The organism is Neobacillus sp. S1115, from assembly GCF_055385565.1.
Window position 1 is genome coordinate 5,061,648 of record NZ_AP038275.1, and the last position, 18,472, is coordinate 5,080,119.

Consider the following 18,472-nt stretch of genomic DNA (forward strand, 5'->3'; position numbering starts at 1 on the left):
CAGGTCAATCATGGAAATGCTTTGACTTCATCATAGGAAATAGGAGTTACAAAGAAGTTACAAAAAAAAACAGCCTTTTTTTCAGGCTGTCAGATTGGTTGTATATAGCTGTCAGATTCCATAATCATGTCACGCATATGCCTTGTTGGCTCAAGCGGCGAAACACCTAGTTCTTTTTCGAGGACCTCGGTGCACTTTTGATACCATTTTAAGGCCTGCGGCCGGTTATTTTTACGATAGTAGCAGTACATGAGCAGCCGGTATGCTTCTTCCCAGGTACGGTCCCGCTCCAATATTTTTTCACACCAGAAAATGGCCCCATTATAATTTTCATGACGAACATAGGCTTGAGCCATTTTTTCCGCTCCTCTTAGGAAATAAACGAGCATCCTCTCCCTTTTGCTGATACACCAATCATCGTAGCGGCGGTCAGGCAAATACTCCCCCTGATAGAGCTTTAAGCCCTTTTCCAAAAAAAGCTGCCCTTTCTCAGGTTCTGCTTCCTGAAGCCCTTTTTGAATCAAGTCCTGAAAAAGGACTGTATCCAATTCAATCACCGCCAGTGGATTTAATCCATAAAAGCTTCCTTCTCTTATCACAAAAAAAGGGGCAGCCCTTGCCTTCCGTGCGGGTTCAAGGACATTCTGCAGGCTGTTTAAGGCCACCTTAAAGTCCCGGTCAGCACTTTTTCGCTCTTGATTTGGCCAAAGGATTGCAATAATCTCTTCTTTTGAAATTAATTCACCGGTAGTCATCAATAATTGAAATAGTTCCTTTGCCTTTTCTCTCTGCCATTCCTTTTCACCGACTTCCTTATCCGCCAGCCAAATCCTGAATTGCCCAAGGGTTTGGACCCTGATGGAATAGCCAGGGTGGGATTCTAAGGCGGCAATTCCCATATCCTGCAGAATTTTGGCCGCATATCCTGTTTGTCCGTCTTCTTTTAAACAATCTATTAACATAGGAATGAACACCTGCAAATCTCTTGGACCAAAGACAGATCTTTTATGAAAAATGAATTCATATTCGTGTGTTTGAACAATATTTAAAAACTCAAGCATTGCTGTCCTGAATTGTTCCCGATTTTTCTCGATGTGAAAACAATAGGCCAGCCAGAAATTGCTGAGCATTTGACCATAAGAGTCCTCACAATGTACAAACATGGTATTCGTTTGTTCCAAGTAATCCAGGGCCTTTGAGAATCGTTCATTATGAATGCAAGTGATTCCCATGCCAAGCGTAATCATGGCCGAAAGCCAAAGGTCATTCACTCTTTCCGTCTCCTGCAAAGCACGTTTACCGGCCATCATCGCCCGTTCGAATTCCCCTCTGACGCCATATAAAATGCAAAGTCCCATTAATGGCTCTGCCTTACCACGGTCAACTTGCAATTTATCCATCAATTCTAGTGCCGTCTGATAGCAGTTTTCCGCTAACGAAGAATCATATTTATTCAAAATTTGAACAGCGTGCCCCATCCTAATCCACCCGCAGGCCTCCACAAATGGAGCCTTCAAGCTGATTCCCTGCTGGATGCCTGCCTGGGCAAGCTCCTTTGCTTTATTCCCTTCTCCTGTAAACGCCTCGATAATGGAAAGCAATAAGTCAATTTCACGGTGTGCCTGCGGCAGGGAAGAAAGTTGAACATTAGTCACTTCAGCTTTTTTCATATATAGAAATTTCTTTGCTTCCTCAAACCGTCCTGTTCGTAGATACAATCTTGCCTCGAGGCTTCCGTCAAGCTTGGAAATAGTTGACTCCTTGGCTTTTTTTAGCCAAACCTCCGCTTTTTTTGCTTTCCCGGAGTTAAGCAGATTCTCGGATAATAACTCATAAAGCCTGCCGCTCTCCTCCACGGGGCTATTGCTTTTTTCTCGGTGGGCAATCGCTTCATATAAAAGCTGTTCTGCACGCTGAGGCTGAATCGTGTCCAAGTAAATCTTTGCTTTTCCCTCTAAGGCCCTGCTCATTCCTAGGAAATCATTTCTCCTCCGGGCACCTTCGCAAGCCTCATGATAACATTCTTCGGCGTCAAGATATTGGGAACGGTATCGGTATACCTCCGCTTTCAATAGCCAAAGAAGATAGTAGGTATCGAACTCATCCTCAGGGATTTTTTTTAACAAATCCGCTAAGCTTTCCAATTTACCGCTTTCCAGCATGTGAAAGCCCTTTTCCTGCAATATGGAGGCAATCGCTTTAAACTGTTTTATTTTTTTGTAATGATAAAGTGCCTTTTCCCAAAGCTCCCTTTTTTCATAAAAACGGGCACATCGTTCATGCAGGAAGATAAAGTTTTCCGGATGATTCTTTTCAAAATGATTTTCTAAAAAATCCTTAAATAATGCGTGGTAACGATAATGCTTTGAGTCGACTTTTTGGATAAACAGGTTTCGGTCTTTTAACTGTTCCAACATACTTGAGGCCGCTTGAATGCCGATGACTTCGTCACATAATTCCTCTTCAATCTCCTCAAAAATAGATGTTTGTTCAAGAAATTGCTGAATGATAGGCGGCTGCTTTGAAAACACTTCCAAAACTAGATACTGAAAAAAGTCATGAAGGGACAGGGAAGATTGCTCAATTAAAGCGGAAATGTCCTGTTTCAAGGGAATTTGCTGGGCAATCATACATGTGGCAATAATCCATCCTTCTGTTACTTGATAAATGGCTAATAAATGATGATGCTCCATCGACAGCCCATATAAGTCCAACAAGAGCAATTCCATTTCCTCGATGGTCAGAATTAAGTCCTCTTTGGTAATTTCCAGCAATTGTCCGCACACTTTCATTTTTGTAAGAGGCTTCCAAACCGGACGGCTTCGGCTGGAGATCACAATATGCAAATTCGCGGGGATATGCTCGAGAAGATTTTCCATGAAACTATTAATGGTATAGGACTGTTCAATTTGGTGAAAATCATCCAAAATCAAAATGATTTTAGAACTGGTTTCAAGGATTTCATTAATAAACAAAGAACAGAGGAAACCTATTTCTTCATTGCGGATATAACGATCTGTGGTTTCCACAAAGGTTAACAACTCTCTGCCAAACTCAGGGGCAGCTTTTCGAATGGAATGGATAATATGAGACAGAAACGGAAGGACATCATCATCCATAGAAGAGATGGAATACCAGCAGCCATTAATATTTTCGTCCTTCATGAACAAGGCAAGTGCGGTGCTTTTTCCAAAGCCAGCCCCGGAATGAATAATAGTTAAGGGATGTTCTGGTATTTTCTTCAGCTTCCTCGTAAGATTTGCTCTTCTTAGAAACTCATCTTTCACCGCAGGAACCCGCAGCTTCGTTTGAATAATTGGAAGCTTCATACTTGAAGGCCTCCCCCTCTAAAAAAATTCCCAATTTTTACACTATTTTACCATACTGGGAGATCATAGGACGAGTTACTGAAAGATTTTTTTCTATTATAAAACTAAGGTTGCGGGAAGAAACTAAACTATCTATATTTATAAAGGAGGATAGAAAATGCCTGATACATGCTTTTATTGCACAAACCAGTTTGAGGAAAAACATCTTCATCAAGTTTCGTTTGTTTCAGCCGATCAAGAAAGGCATGAAACGCTATGTGATGAATGCTATGAAGAATGGCTCCATGGAATAAAGGGTTAATCTGTCCCCTAATCTACAACAGCATACACACCTTATTAAAAGGAAGTGTATGCTGCTCATTGGAGTGTTAAAGCTTGTCTATAAAGAAAAAACTTCCGCTATTATTTTGTCTGCTTGTATTTATCATTTTAGTTACCAATAATGCCTTTCATTATATTCGGTCAAAAAATCAGCTCATTAGTAATAACAATCGAGAGATTTCCATGATCACAAAGGAAATTTCCTATCATGTCAAAAATACAACCAAGGGCTCCTTATATGTTGAAGATATTCTTGGCAGGGATTTACGGATTGCCTCCCTCGCCATCAAGGATCAGCTTCCGTCCCGCTGGGAGGATGTCTCAAACGAGCAGCTCAAAAAAATAGCCAAGGATGTCGGTGTCTCACACATTACTTTAATGGCAAAGACAAAGGATGACATTATTGGCGTGAAATCATCCGACCCTCAAGAAATTAACATGTCCACCAAGGGATGGGGCTATTGGTATGATGCCTATCAGCAGCTTTTTGCTTTAAAGCCAGTTACGGTCGGAAAGGGGTTAACTCTGCCAAATTATTGGTCAGGACCGATCGAAGTTGCTTCCTCGAACCCGGACCATATTGACAAATGGGGCTATTATTATGATGGGACAACGAATTATATCATTAACCCTTATTTCCGGGACAGCGAAGCTATTGAATACGAAGATCTTTTTGGCCCTACAAAGTTTATTAAAGATTATACAAAGCAAAAAGGCATTTTGGAGTTAACTGTTTTTAATCCAAAGAATTTCGGAAAAAAGAAGGAATTCGTCTTTTTAAACGGAAACAGCTATATGCGCATTTCTGCCCGGCCTTGGTGGTACGGTGACTATAAAAAGTACAAAAACTATAAAAAGGATACTCCTTTAGTCCAAAAAGCGATGAAAACGGGAAAAACACAATCCTACAAAGCCCAATTAAATGGAAAAAGCGTAATGAAAACCTTTGTCCCTGCTTCTGCCAATGGCACAGCCTTTGTGATTGGCCTTGTCTATGATTATGGCCTGATAGAAAACGAATTGGCGCATGAACTGAAGGTTCATATCCTGCTTTCCATCATCATTATGATTATCGTGTTAATTATCAGCTTTATTTTTTCAAGCTCTATTACAAGGCCGATTGGTTATATTGTGGATCGGGTCAATGAAATTGCCAAAGGCAATTTTGGAAAAAACCTTCATTTAAAACGAAAAGATGAGCTTGGCATGCTGGCGGAAAACGTCAATGCCTTGTCTAAGGACCTGCACAACTATGTAACGGACCTCCAGCAGAGCAGGGAATTTATCGAATACCAAGCGAATCATGACGCGTTAACAGGACTGCTTAACAGAAGATATTTTCAAGAAAAACTCCCTTCGATTGTAAATAGGGCGAATGAAAATGGAGAAACCTTATCGGTTATTTTCATGGATATGGACCGTTTTAAGGAAGTTAATGACTCCTTTGGGCATTCCAAAGGGGACGAAATCCTCAAAATGACTGCCAGCCGAATAAAGGATAGCCTGCCCAATAATGAAAATCATTTCATCATCAGGCAGGGCGGCGATGAATTTATTATTTTATTGTTCAATTATAATTTACAAGATACAAAGAGTGCTGCAGAGAGCATTATTACCAACCTAAAAGCCCCTTATTTTCTTGATGAAACAGAAATTTATATGGGAGCCAGCTGTGGTGTCAGCATCTACCCCGAGCACACAGATAATATCGAAAGTCTCATTATCTACGCAGACACGGCCATGTATACGGCGAAGAAAATGGGAGGAAACAAAGTTGTTGTTTTTTCAGAACAGTTAAGAAAGGCGAATATAAAAAGACCACATCTTGAGGCTCGCTTAAGAAAAGCGATTGAAAATGAATTATTAGAAGTCTATTACCAGCCAAAAATGAATGTAAAAGAAGGTACCATCTTTGGTGTTGAAGCATTGCTGCGATGGACGGATGATGAATTGGGTATTGTTTCGCCGGAAATTTTTATCCCGATTGCCGAAGAAACAGAATTAATTCAGCCAATCTGGGAATTTGTGATGAAAACAGCCTGCAGTCAGGTAAGCGTCTGGAACAGGAATCTGCCTATTCCGTTATCAGTAGGGGTAAATTTTTCTGCCCGGCAGTTTCAGGAACCACGTAAGATGGTCACGATGATTGAAGAAATTCTTGCCAATAGTGAATTACGTCCTGACTGTTTTGAAATTGAGATTACAGAAAGCATTCTTTTGAATAATTCACGAGAAATTGTTCAATCACTTCGTACACTTAAAAGTTTAGGAATCTCCATTTCTATTGATGATTTTGGGACGGGCTATTCGTCTTTAAGCTATTTAAAAGATTTACCGATCGATTGCTTAAAAATAGATAAATCCTTTATTCAGAATATCGAAGAAGATTTTGAGAACTCCGAGATTCCCGAAGCGATTATTAATCTGGGCCGAAGCTTAAAGCTTCAAGTAATTGCAGAAGGAGTTGAAAAGGAATATCAGAAGGAATTTTTACTTTCTAGAGATTGTTGTTTGATGCAGGGCTATTTATTTAGTAGACCATTAAATAAAAGCGATTTTGAGGAATATTTGAGAAAGCAAAAAGAGGCTGAATGATTCAGCCTCTTTTTGCTTTGTTTTAAATTACTTCCGTTTCGCTGTTTCACAGACTCTGCTGCCGGAGGAATCAATTTGCAAGAGCTTTACGGTCATTTCCGGGAAGGCCTTTTGGATATCTGTAACCAGCTGACGGCCATTGCCCTTTTCAGCAAAGCAAAGGACAGTTGGGCCTGCACCGCTTAATGCTGTTCCGAATGCCCCATTCTCTTTTGCAAATTGTTCAACGTCTTGATAAAAAGGAATTAGCGGTCTCCGATAAGGCTGATGAAACCGATCTCGTTCCATCATTTTTCCGGCCATTTCCCAATTTTCACTTAACAGGGATGCCACCAATACGTTCGCAGCTGAAGAAGCCTCGATCGCTTCTTTCATCGAAAAGCTATTTGGCAGTACTCCACGTGAATCCTTAGTTAATAAGATTTCTTTTGGAATAACAGCAGCCATTTCAAAGGAAAGATTAGAAAAGCTCAGCATCTCCACTTCGTTTTGCCGATAACTTCCAATGACAAGGCCCCCATAAAGGGATGCCCCGACATTGTCCGGATGGCCCTCTATATCAGTTGACAATAGAAGCTTTTCCTCCTTTGTCAGGTCTAAGCCACCCACGATATCAGCAAGTTCAATCCCTGCAATGATAGCAGAAGCGCTGGAACCTAGTCCTCGTGCCAAGGGAATCTCACTTTCCATTTTTACACGGCAAGGAGTTAGCTCTTTTCCATATTTCTTAGCTGTCTCAAGGGCAATTTGTGCAATAAAATGGGTTTCATCAGTTGGAAGCTGGTTTAATTCAGGGTTAGGAGAAAAGAATTCCCAATTGTCACTTTTCTCCACCTCTAAAGTTAAATACAGATCTACCGCAAGTCCCATGGAATCAAATCCCGGACCAAGATTGGCTGTGCTTGCCGGAACCTTGATCAACCATTGATTATTCAGCGGCATGCCCGACAACCCCTCGAATATGCTCTGCTACAGCCTTTTCATCGTTTGGCAATACAACAGGTTTCACCAAACTGCTCTGAATAGCTGTGTCCGGATCCTTCAAGCCATTTCCTGTAAGAACAGCGACAATTTTGGTGCCTTTGGCGATTTTCCCGTTTTGTAATGATTTATAAACACCAGCGATGGAAGCGCAGGATGCCGGCTCTGCAAAAACACCTTCCGTGGATGCTAATTTTTTATAAGCCGCGACGATTTCATCATCGGTAACCTCATCAAACTGACCGTTAGATTCTTTTACTGCATTAACCGCCAAATCCCAGCTAGCCGGGTTTCCAATCCGAATCGCTGTTGCGATTGTTTCCGGATTTTCAAACACCCGGTTATGTACGAGAGCGGCGGCCCCTGCAGCTTCAAAACCGAACATTCTTGGCAGACCAGTTTCTTTTTTGCTGTTATATTCTTTAAAGCCTTTCCAATAAGCACTGATGTTACCGGCGTTTCCAACCGGGATCGCTAAAATTTCAGGTGCTGAACCAAGCTGGTCACAAACCTCAAATGCAGCTGTTTTTTGCCCTTCCAGACGGAAAGGGTTAACTGAGTTAACCAATGTGATTGGCTCTACTTCGCTGATATCTCGCACCATTTTAAGAGCCTGGTCAAAATTCCCCTCTATGGAGATGATTTCGGCCCCATACATCATCGCCTGAGCAAGTTTGCCCATGGCAATTTTCCCTTCCGGAATCACAACGATACAGTTGATACCCGCCCGGGCTGCATATGCTGCAGCGGCAGCTGAAGTGTTTCCGGTGGAGGCGCAGATGACAGTTTTGCTGCCTTCCTCAATTGCTTTGGCAACCGCCATTACCATTCCTCTGTCCTTAAAGGAACCAGTTGGATTGGCTCCTTCTACTTTTACATAAAGCTCTACTCCCCATTCCTTGGAAAGATTCTGCAAGTGAATTAGCGGGGTATTTCCTTCATTTAGCGTTAGCCTTGGTGTCTCATTATTTACTGGTAAAAATTCTTTATATGCTTCAATTAATCCTGGCCATCTCATATCGTTTTCCTCACCACTCTATATGCACTTTTTATTTCTTTTACAGCTTGCAGGTCATTTAACTCCTGTAGAATTCCATCGTAGCTTGTTAAAGAAGCTTTGTGGGTTACTAGGACAATTTCTGATGTTTCATGTTTCTTGATTGGCAGCTGAAGAATTTTTTCAAAGCTGACCCCATACTTGGCAAAAATCGTCGTTATATCGGCAAAAACACCAACTTCATCGCGGACGTGGATACGCAGGAAGTACTTCGAATATTTTTCGTTATCATCCTTTAATTGCTTTGGATATTGCGGAGTGACGGCACTTTTCCCATTCACGCCGAGCCGCAAATTTTTCACTACACCGACCAGGTCAGAAACAATGGAGGTTGCGGTTGGCAGACTGCCTGCTCCAGGCCCGTAAAACATCGTTTCCCCCACAGCTTCACCGTACACATAAACAGCATTGTATTCATTTTGAACGGAAGCAAGCGGATGATTGTCAGACAAGAAAGTAGGGGCGACACTGACTTCGACCTTTTCTCCTTCACGGTGGGCATATCCAATCAGCTTCATCGTATAGCCAAGCTGTTTCCCATAGCGGATATCATCTTCCGTTACGCCAGAAATGCCCTTCACCTTTACATCCTCTAAATCAATGTGCATGGAGAAGCCCAATGTAGCAAGGATGGTCATTTTACGTGCTGCATCCAATCCTTCAACGTCAGATGTCGGGTCAGTCTCCGCAAAACCGAGAGCCTGTGCCTCTTTCAGCACCTCATCATAGGAGCGGCCTTCATTGCTCATTTTCGTTAAAATATAGTTTGTTGTTCCATTGACAATCCCCATCATTTGCGTAACACGATCAGAAGCAAGGCCATCCACCAAACTTCTAAGAATCGGAATGCCGCCAGCCACGCTCGCCTCATAAAACAAATCACAGCCATACTCTGATGCCACCGTTAACAGTTCGGAGCCATGGAGCGCCATTAAATCCTTATTGGCAGTCACAACATGCTTGCCTTGACGGAGGGCCGTAATCAAATAGTCTTTTGTGGCGTCAATTCCGCCCATAACCTCGATGATAACATCTATTTCTTCATCCAATAAGATGTCATCAGCATTATTCGTTAATAATCCTGCTTCGATTTCAACAGGTCTAGTTTTAATTAAATTTTGAACCAGAATTTTTTTAATCGTTACTGGGCAGCCCACCTGGTGCATTAATTTATCCTGATGATTTTTAATAATTTGGACAACACCTGAGCCAACGGTACCCAACCCCAGTAATCCAATCGAAATTGCTTTCACCCATTTCCCCTCCGTTCCTATGTCCTTCTGGTGTGAACAATTGTATTTCTATTGTAGACATTATAAGGGTCTGTTCATTTTTTTACAATAGATATATTTCTGACTTTTCCCCGCTGTAATCGCTTACTATTGCATTATAGCAAGGTTCTTCATTTTGAGTAAAAATTTTCAGAGAAAACTGGCAAATTTTTTTGAATTTAACCCCTTTACAAGCCCGAAAGCGGGATGTAGAATAATGCCTATATTCAGTTGAATTTTGAAATTTCACTCAATTGGGTGTATTCTATTAATGAAAAAGTGATGATGAAGACGGCAATAGGAAATAGTTTCAGAGAGCCGGTGGACGCTGCGAACCGGTGCTAATTTCTATAATGCCCAGCCCTTCTGAACTGGCTGCTGAAATTTTAGTAGGCTAGCCCGGGTATAACCAACCCGTTATTTGCTTAGAGGCCGCACCGGTGTTGCGGCAAAAGAGGGTGGCACCACGTTAACTTACGTCCCTCATAACACGACCACTGTGTCTGTTATGAGGGGCGTTTTTTATTTTTCAATGAAATACCGTAAGCTATTAAAATTTTTATAAAAAAACAAACTGGAGGTTTTAAAAATGTACAAAGTGCTTGTAACCGACGGAATCAGCCAGACAGGTTTAAAATGCTTAGTCGACCATGCCAATTTCATTGTGGAAAGACAGCCAACACTGCCTACAGATGAATTAAAAAAGATTATCGGTGATTACGACGCCCTTATTGTGAGAAGCCAAACAAAGGTAACAGGAGAGCTTCTTGAGGCAGCAGGCCGCCTGCGTGTCATTGCTAGAGCAGGTGTCGGCGTGGATAACATTGATGTCAACGCTGCTACCAAGAAAGGGATCATCGTCATTAACGCACCTGGTGCCAACACGATTGCTGCAACTGAGCACACATTGGCGATGATGCTGGCGATGGCAAGAAAAATTCCGCAAGCCCACCAAAAGACCTCCGGCGGTGAATGGGACCGCAACTCTTTTAAAGGAGTGGAGCTGTACAAAAAGACACTTGGTGTTGTTGGTATGGGCAAGATCGGTACTGAAGTGGCCAAACGAGCAAAAGGCTTCGGCATGAATATTTTGGGCTTTGACCCATATTTGACGGAAGACCGCGCGAAAAAGCTTGGCATTACAAAAGCAAGCCTTGATTTAATTGCGGCCGAGGCTGATTTTATTACCATCCATACACCGCTGACTAATGATACTCGCGGAATTATTAATGATGAATTTTTAAGCAAAACGAAAAAAGGCGTCCGCTTCGTGAACTGTGCCCGCGGTGGTATCATTGATGAAAAAGCCTTGGTTCGGGCTATTCAATCTGGCCATGTTGCCGGTGCTGCCCTTGACGTATTTGAAAAAGAACCGGTTGGTGACCCAGAGCTATTGCAAAATCCGAATATTATCGTTACTCCGCATCTTGGCGCTTCTACCGTTGAGGCACAAGAGAAAGTAGCAGAAGAAGTCAGCGCGGAAATCGTTGAGATTTTTGAAAACCAATCGATCCAAAATGCAGTAAATATGCCGCAAATGTCCGGCGAAACGCAAGCCAAGCTCCAGCCTTATTTAGTCCTTGGCGACCAAGTGGGCCAGCTTGTCATTCAATTATTAAAAAACTCTGCACCTACAAAAATAGAAATCAATTATTATGGTGATCTAATCGATGAGGATACAGAATTATTGACACGGACAATGCTTAGAGGTGTTTTATCCTATCATTTAAGCGATTCTGTCAATCTCATCAACGTGCTTCATTTGTTGAAGGAGCAGGGCGTTTCATATAATGTGCAGAAAAATGCTACGAATAAAGGCTTTGCCAATTATTTGGAGCTTTCAGTTTCGCAAGGTGATGAAACGGCTCGGATTGGGGCCACTGTGTTAAACGGCTACGGTGCCCGGATTGTAAAGATTAATCAATACCGGATTGACGTGAAGCCTGAGAAATATCTATTATATATTAAACATCAGGACGTGCCGGGGATGATTGGAAAGGTAGGATCTTTACTTGGAGACTATCAAATCAACATCGGTACCATGCAGGTTGGCCGTACAGAAGTTGGCGGCGAGGCCATCATGGTGTTGACGCTTGATAAGACGCTCGGTACTGAAGTCAGCCGTGAACTTGTCCAAATTCCTGGTTTAGACGAAGCACAATTTTTGGAGTTATCAAATGTCGATACGTTTGAGGCAGGCCGCGTTGAGCCGCAGGCTGTGGAGAGTGTTTGATTTTTTGGATTTGAATAGGGCTGCTCCTTTTATAGGGGCAGCCTTTTTATGTTGGAACTTTTTAATTCGCCGATAGAATGGTTGAATTCGCCGATTGAGGGCGGAGATTCGCCGATAAAAAGCTTCGATTCGCCGATTGGACCTCAAAATTCGCCGATAGAAATTTTAGGGTTCGGTTCTTACTGTTAGATTCGCTAATAAAACGTTAAAAATCGCTAATAAATGACTTTGATTCGCTAATAGAATCCTCAAATTCGCTAATAAACTTAAAAAAACGCTAATAGCAGGCAACTTTTTAAAGAATACCCCTCAAATCAAGCACAGATTCGAGAATATAGTCCGCTTTATGCTTTTCGAATTCACTTCTGGCGTCTTTTCCTGAGAGTCCGGTTAATACAGCGGCGAATTGACAACCCATTTGCCTTGCAGCGAGAAGATCTGCCAATGAATCCCCCACAATCAGGACAGAATAGCCATCCTTGATTGGCAGCGGCGTGTTCAAACACTCCTGCACGGACAGATCTTTGCGATGCAGACCCAATATGTAGGTATACGGATGCGGCTTTGATAAAGATTTCCCTTCTGGAAGTTCCTGCTCAGCCTTGGCGACATCATCCGCAGTCACAATCCGACTCACATCAAAATGCTTTAACCAATCCAAGTGTTGAAATGGCTGAATCGTTTCCAATTCGGGACGGCCTGTTCCAATCCCAATCTCAATCCCCGAGGCTGTTAAAAATTGAAATAGCTCTCCTATATCTTCTTTAGGAGCCAATGTTGTTTCATTAACTAAAAAGCCTTTCTTGCCTTTCTGAACAGAAGGCTTGCCGGTTGAAGCAATAATATTGTCATCGCCCACATACCATTCCTGAGAAACATGCTCACATACAGACCAAAGCTCCCCTTTTTGAAAACTAGAGGTTTCAACACCAAGCTTCTCAAAGGTCAGCACATTCAAATAATCAAGCAGTTCTTGCTTAGTTGCCTCGGACCTCTCAAACTCCTTCACAAACAAACCAAAATCCAGTTCAACCGAATAATTATTCAACACCCCACCAATCTCAAGTAAGGTTTTATGATTGATTGGTTCTTGACACCATTTTCTAATGTTTTCAATTTCATATTCTTTGATTTGTGAAAGTAGATGAATTAGCTGGTGGGCAAATGATAAATAAATCATATCCCAGTTGGCATTCAGGCCGCGTGATTTTTGGAATTTCAGGATTTTATCATTTTCAAATACAACATTTCGAATTTCTTCTATTTCTTTATCGCTATAATCTGTTTTGAATTTTTCAGGTGATAAAGCCAAGTAATTACTGCTTATAAGCATCTCCCAGACGGTTAGCGCCGATGCATCAAAGTAACGTTCCTCGCTTAATAGAACCCCGTCAACGTCGAATAAAATCGTTTTAATCAATTTCCTATTACCCCATTTCTCTGTCTGCTTTTATACGTTATCGTACCACAGTAAACGAACTGAATAAAAGTAAAAAGAGAGAAGATTCAGTGATAGCAAAAATAAAAACAAGCCGTGCGCCGGTGTTCATTCTGGTGCACGGCTTGCTTTTTATTTTAGTCCAAACCGATGGAAATATATTTCACTTCTAAAAATTCTTCAATTCCGAAATGACCACCTTCACGGCCAATACCGCTTTCCTTATATCCGCCGAACGGTGCTTGCGCAACTGAAGGCAGCGCATCGTTGAGACCAACGATACCGTATTCAAGCTGCTCCGTGATTCTAAACGATCGGCTCAAATTCTCGGTATAGACATAAGCAGCTAAACCATAGTTTGAATTATTAGCACGTTCAATCACTTCTTCTTCCGTCTTAAAGGTCGCAATCGGTGCAATCGGGCCAAAGATTTCATCCTTCATGCATTCCATGTCATCCTGCACATCCGTTAAAATTGTTGGGGCATAGAAATAGCCATTCTCTTCTGCCGGTTTTAGTCCTGTATAAACGACCCTGCCTCCCTTTTCGATTGCATCTTGTAAGAGTTCTTCCACTTTACTGCGGGCGGCTTGGTCGATTAATGGACCGATATCAACACCGTCTTCAAGTCCATTTCCTACTTTAAGCTTTTCCAATTCCGCTTGGAATAGCTTCGTGAATTCCTCTGCTACACCTTCCTGAACATAGACACGGTTCGTACAAATACAGGTTTGTCCGGCATTGCGGAATTTTGATTGGACAAGGCCTGCCGCAGCTTTAGCCAAATTGGCATCGTCCATAACGATAAACGGTGCATTTCCGCCAAGCTCAAGTGATACTTTTTTCACAGTTTCGGCAGCGCCCCTCATTAATGTTTTACCGACCTCGGTCGAACCGGTAAAAGTAATTTTAGTAACACGAGGGTCTTTCAACCAAACATCCCCGATTTCTGAGGATTTTCCGGTTATCACATTTAATACGCCTTCTGGTATTCCCGCTTCATGGGCAAGTTCAGCTATCTTTAACGCGGTTAGAGGCGTCTGATTAGCTGGTTTAACTACCGCCGTACAACCGGCTGCAAGCGCAGGACCCACTTTTCTAGTAATCATCGCCGCAGGGAAGTTCCAAGGAGTAATCGCCGCAATAACACCTACAGGCTCCTTGCGTACGAGAATGCGCTTGTTTGGATGAGAAGCAGGTATCGTTTCCCCATAAACCCGCTTGCCTTCCTCAGCAAACCAAGAAATGAAACTATTGGCGTACTGGACCTCACCAACTGCCTCTTTTAACGGCTTGCCTTGCTCCATTGTCATAATTTTAGCGATTTCAAGTTTGTTCTCATCAATCAACTGGTACCATTTCATGAGGAGCTGATAGCGTTCTTCAGCCGTTTTTTTCGACCAGGTTTTAAATGCCTTGTGGGCCGCATCGACTGCCTGCTCCGCTTCAAAAGCACCTCCGGTTGGTACTGCTCCTATGACTTCCTTGGTCGCCGGGTTTACGACTTCCGTTAACGTTTCATAATCTTGGCCTACCCATTTACCATCAAGATACATTGGGTAAATTTGATATTTCTGTCCTAAAGTATCCATTGCATTCTCCCCTTCCCTTTTGTACTGCTTCCATTATATCAACTCATCCAATCACACGGCTATTAGAAGCATCTAAATTAAGGAACAAAAAAGCAGCGATTCCAATTGTTGGAATCCACTGCTTTTTATTAAAAAATATTTTATTGGAAATACTAAGCTTATCTTGCAAATACATGATTGCCGATTTTTACAGTCACTTGACGTGATTTAATCCAAGAGCTTTGAGCGGTATTAGGATTATAGAAAAATAGTGAACCATTCCCTTTACCCATTAAAGCTATTGCTTCGTTGACAGCTCTTTTTGATTCAGCATCAGCGGCCTGATTGATTTGACCGTTTTCTACAGGAGTAAACGCATAGTGTCCATTTGAAATTTGATAGATAACTTCTCTAACGCTATTTGGGAATTGATCACTTTTTACTCGGTTCAAGACGACAACTGCCACTGCGACCTTACCTGCATATGGCTCACCAACAGCCTCAGCACGGACTAAACGTGCCATTAACTCTTTGTCTGCCGCAGTAACTGGAGAGTTTGGCAGAGTAATATTTTTACCTGCAATCAATGGTCTGCTATTATTCGCAGCCATTAAGCTGTTGACAGGAACACCGAATCCTTTTGCTATATTCCAGTATGTCTCACCATATTGTACTGTGTGTGTAGTTGTTGCTGCTTCTGTTTGTCCATTTAAAGTAAAAGCTGACATTGATAACATTAACCCGGCTGCAATCACTAGTTTTTTAAGTTTATTCATTTGATAACCTCCTAAATTCGTAGCTCGTTTTCTCTACAACCAAGGCTATCAGTTGTAACACACTTATTCATTACCTAAAAAGTGGAAAACTCGTGCAGTAACTAGCATAATAGGCTTCCCATGCTCTTTGGTATTAATCACCAACTTATTTGTTAATCCAGTGGTTGGAGAAAATGGATGATTCCGGTCCTTTTTTTACATAATGTTTCAAGATTGTAATATAGTAAGTGATTGATTATCTTTAATTACAAGATTGTATATGGAGGTTTTTCAGGTGTCCCCACATGAAGTAATTGTATATAGCAGCAATGGCTGCTCTTACTGTGATCAGGTAAAAACATTTTTAAAAGAAAAGGGAATTAAATTCGAAGAGCGGAATGCCTCTATTAATAAAGCGTACTTGGATCAGTTAAAGGAAAAGAAAATTTTCGCTACCCCCGCTACCTTTATTGATGGAAAACTGGTATTGGGATTTCAGGAGAAGAAATTGAACAAGCTTCTTGAATTAACGTAAGAATTCTTAAAAATTGGACCAAGCAGGCCTAACATAAACACTAAAAGCATCAATATAATGTACTATGCGTGTTTAAGGAGGGCGGCTCATGGTCTATCAAGGACTTAGCGAACAGGAATTTAACAAAATGTTAACTGCCCCAGAAAACTTTGCAGCACCACCCGAATCTCTTACAGAGCAAATGTTTATTGAACGTTCTTTAACTGAGAATAAATTTTGGCTGCGAATTATGAAGGAGCATTCCTATTTTTTAGGGGAAGGCTTCAATCGAAAAGACAAGCAGCTTATCCAGCAAACGGACCGATTTTATCAATACTTTGCAGAGCAGGAAAAAAGGGCTCATCAAACGCCTTATAATGTAACAGCAGTACGGAAATTAAATGAAGATACCATTCAGTTAGTATTAGGATTGCGGAATTTTAAGCGGAACCTGCTCATCTTAATCATTAATTGTAAAGTCATGGGGTTTAACTTCCCGCTTCTTGTGGACCATATCGCCCGTGAAGCTGAATACTTTATGAGGACTTTAAAAAAATTAAATGATGGAATATTAGACCCTATCCAGGATGCGATTATCAAAGAAAATGTTTTTTGGTTAAAAATTATGATGGAGCATTCGCGCTTTATCGCCTCCCTTCTCGATCAATCTGAACGGAATTTGGTGATTACCGCCAGAAAATTTGGGGATGATTTTGAGGTCCTCCTAAATCAGGCACGTGATGTTGAATCAATGTTGTATAAAAAAAGCCCTACGTATCCTATTATTGGAAAACTCAATAAAGACAGTGAAAGTGCCACTCAGGAACTGCGTGCTTTCAAGCAAGCCGGCCTGGATTTTATTAAGACCTGCCAAATTAGAAATGTCATCGACCCGCTGTTAGCCGACCATGTCGTTAGAGAGGCTGATCATTTCCTGCAAATCGTGCATGTTTTAGAAGAACGATTAAAGGTAAAACAGCAGGAACAGCAGCGCCTATAAATGTAAACTTGCCGATTGGCGAGTCCGTTAGGACGAAGACAGAGGCGTAGTTGAATTTATGCGTTAGGAATTATAAATTTGAAAAATTTATAATTCCTATTAGCTAAAGAAGAGACTATCCGCGGATAGTCTCTTCTTTTTGGCTGCGCGCAACGATTACCATGCTGATTGTTATGATTGTAAACGCAATAAAGGCTAAGATAGGAATCGTAATAAACCCAAGCCAGTTAATATAATCTTTGGAGCACGGTACGCCGCTGGTACACATTTCAAACCTTTGTAAGAAAGGAAGTTTTTGAAGCAGTGTATGGTAGCCGGATACCAGCATACCGATGACTGATAATGGCAGTACGTATTTATATATATCAAGATCGTTTCGATAGACAGCAATTCCTAATATAATCGCCAATGGATACATAAATATCCGCTGATACCAGCACAGCGTACAGGGAATAAAATGCAGAACCTCACTAAAATACAAGCTGCCTAAAGTGGCGATAAGCGCGGCAATCCAGGAAAGAAGCAGGGATTTGTTCATATTACTTCCCCTTCGCGGCGTTTTCGACCATCTCTTTTAAGTCGTCGATGGATTGACCTTCGAACTTTTTACCATTAACAAATAATGCGGGAGTTCCTTGAACATTTAACTTTTTCACATAATCCATATCCTTTTGCCAGGCATCCTTAGATTTGTCGGCTTTGAAGTGCTTAACCACCTTATCCACTTCTTTGTCACTGGCCACTTCCTTTAGTGTATCTGTTAAGAACTCTTCCGTATAAAGATCGATTTTTTCATATTTCTGATCTTCTGGCTGCTTTTTATAAAGAAGTTCATGGAATTTCCAGAATGTATCGTTTCCAAGAACCGCATATACAGATTCCGCAAATTTCGCTGAACGCTCAGAATCCACATTAATAAAGGAATCATTAAAGAAGTAGAATTTAGCTTTTCCCGTATCCACCAGTTCCTTTTCAATAAACGGGATAGCAGATGCAGAAAACTGCTTACAATACGGACATTTATAATCCCCAAATTCAATGATGGATACTGGGGCAGATTCCTTACCTAAGAACGGCTGATGGCTGTAGTCAATTTCATTAGACTTCACCGTCTCTTTGTCCTTAGAGTGGTTTCCAAGAAAAATAAGTGCCAAAACACCAACGGCTATCAACCCTACTACCCAAAATATGAATTTCGACGAAGAATTCTTCTGGTTTTTCGTATTTTTATTATTTGCCATGATCAAACTCCTTTAATGAAAACTATTATATGTTTAGTGAATTTTAAACCCAGATAGATTTAATATTACTTATCTACTGTAATAAATCAAATAATTGATTTTGCGATTAGTTGGTATTCTTTATATTTTTCACTAAAAATTGATAAAATAAATGGGATCACATATA

14 protein-coding genes and 1 other annotated feature are annotated in these 18,472 nt (G+C 41.3%); of the genes, 5 read left to right on the forward strand and 9 right to left on the reverse strand.

Annotated elements, in window-relative coordinates; genetic code table 11:
* Positions 1-89 precede the first annotated feature (89 nt).
* On the reverse strand, positions 90-3,329 hold the full coding sequence (locus tag ACZ5B7_RS24885) for a BTAD domain-containing putative transcriptional regulator (RefSeq protein ID WP_464491331.1): 3,240 nt from the start codon (positions 3,327-3,329) through the stop codon (positions 90-92).
* 157 nt (positions 3,330-3,486) lie between these two features.
* On the opposite strand from ACZ5B7_RS24885, the gene ACZ5B7_RS24890 reads away from it, so the two are divergent.
* Both ACZ5B7_RS24890 and ACZ5B7_RS24895 read left to right on the forward strand, forming a co-directional pair.
* A complete protein-coding gene (locus tag ACZ5B7_RS24890) occupies positions 3,487-3,630 on the forward strand; it encodes a hypothetical protein (protein WP_423799399.1) in 144 nt (47 codons plus the stop codon).
* Positions 3,631-3,704: 74 nt separating this feature from the next.
* Positions 3,705-6,245 carry a bifunctional diguanylate cyclase/phosphodiesterase gene (locus ACZ5B7_RS24895; RefSeq protein WP_464491332.1) on the forward strand — a complete coding sequence of 847 codons (2,541 nt, stop codon included), beginning with the start codon at positions 3,705-3,707 and terminating at the stop codon, positions 6,243-6,245.
* Positions 6,246-6,272: 27 nt separating this feature from the next.
* On the opposite strand, the gene thrB is transcribed toward ACZ5B7_RS24895, so the two are convergent.
* The 3 genes from thrB to ACZ5B7_RS24910 are packed head-to-tail and all read right to left on the reverse strand — an operon-like array spanning position 6,273 to position 9,536.
* Entirely contained in the window at positions 6,273-7,187 is a 915-nt protein-coding gene (gene thrB / locus ACZ5B7_RS24900) for a homoserine kinase (protein WP_464491333.1), read from the reverse strand.
* Positions 7,174-8,244, reverse strand: a complete 1,071-nt coding sequence (gene thrC / locus ACZ5B7_RS24905; RefSeq protein WP_213144442.1) for a threonine synthase — start codon at positions 8,242-8,244, stop codon at positions 7,174-7,176. Before thrC ends, thrB begins: the two co-directional genes overlap by 14 nt.
* A complete protein-coding gene (locus ACZ5B7_RS24910) occupies positions 8,241-9,536 on the reverse strand; it encodes a homoserine dehydrogenase (RefSeq protein ID WP_423799402.1) in 1,296 nt (431 codons plus the stop codon). The genes thrC and ACZ5B7_RS24910 overlap by 4 nt, the downstream gene beginning before the upstream one ends.
* Positions 9,537-9,827: 291 nt before the next feature.
* Positions 9,828-10,041 (forward strand) — a binding site (T-box leader).
* A 102-nt stretch (positions 10,042-10,143) separates the two neighbouring features.
* Between ACZ5B7_RS24910 and serA the strand changes: the two genes are divergently transcribed.
* Positions 10,144-11,787 carry a phosphoglycerate dehydrogenase gene (serA, locus tag ACZ5B7_RS24915; protein ID WP_423799403.1) on the forward strand — a complete coding sequence of 548 codons (1,644 nt, stop codon included), beginning with the start codon at positions 10,144-10,146 and terminating at the stop codon, positions 11,785-11,787.
* A 295-nt stretch (positions 11,788-12,082) separates the two neighbouring features.
* Here the strand turns inward: serA and ACZ5B7_RS24920 are convergent, their stop codons facing one another.
* The 3 genes from ACZ5B7_RS24920 to ACZ5B7_RS24930 form a co-directional block, all read right to left on the reverse strand.
* Complete coding sequence (locus ACZ5B7_RS24920; protein ID WP_464491334.1) at positions 12,083-13,207, reverse strand: HAD family hydrolase; 1,125 nt, start codon at positions 13,205-13,207, stop codon at positions 12,083-12,085.
* 155 nt (positions 13,208-13,362) lie between these two features.
* Complete coding sequence (locus ACZ5B7_RS24925; RefSeq protein WP_464494565.1) at positions 13,363-14,781, reverse strand: NAD-dependent succinate-semialdehyde dehydrogenase; 1,419 nt, start codon at positions 14,779-14,781, stop codon at positions 13,363-13,365.
* A 194-nt stretch (positions 14,782-14,975) separates the two neighbouring features.
* Positions 14,976-15,572, reverse strand: a complete 597-nt coding sequence (locus ACZ5B7_RS24930; protein ID WP_464491335.1) for a cell wall hydrolase — start codon at positions 15,570-15,572, stop codon at positions 14,976-14,978.
* Positions 15,573-15,846: 274 nt separating this feature from the next.
* Here ACZ5B7_RS24930 and ACZ5B7_RS24935 point away from each other — a divergent pair, with 274 nt between their 5' ends.
* Together ACZ5B7_RS24935 and ACZ5B7_RS24940 are read left to right on the forward strand one after the other, a co-directional pair.
* Positions 15,847-16,086, forward strand: coding sequence for a glutaredoxin family protein (locus tag ACZ5B7_RS24935; RefSeq protein ID WP_464491336.1), 240 nt, complete (start codon positions 15,847-15,849; stop codon positions 16,084-16,086).
* An 88-nt stretch (positions 16,087-16,174) separates the two neighbouring features.
* Complete coding sequence (locus ACZ5B7_RS24940; RefSeq protein ID WP_213144436.1) at positions 16,175-17,065, forward strand: DUF2935 domain-containing protein; 891 nt, start codon at positions 16,175-16,177, stop codon at positions 17,063-17,065.
* Between the two features lie 115 nt (positions 17,066-17,180).
* Here the strand turns inward: ACZ5B7_RS24940 and ACZ5B7_RS24945 are convergent, their stop codons facing one another.
* Both ACZ5B7_RS24945 and ACZ5B7_RS24950 read right to left on the reverse strand, forming a co-directional pair.
* Complete coding sequence (locus tag ACZ5B7_RS24945; protein ID WP_464491337.1) at positions 17,181-17,603, reverse strand: disulfide oxidoreductase; 423 nt, start codon at positions 17,601-17,603, stop codon at positions 17,181-17,183.
* Position 17,604: 1 nt separating this feature from the next.
* The gene (locus tag ACZ5B7_RS24950) at positions 17,605-18,306 is read right to left on the reverse strand and encodes a DsbA family protein (RefSeq protein ID WP_464491338.1); all 702 of its coding nucleotides are present in this window, start codon (positions 18,304-18,306) and stop codon (positions 17,605-17,607) included.
* Positions 18,307-18,472: the final 166 nt, after the last annotated feature.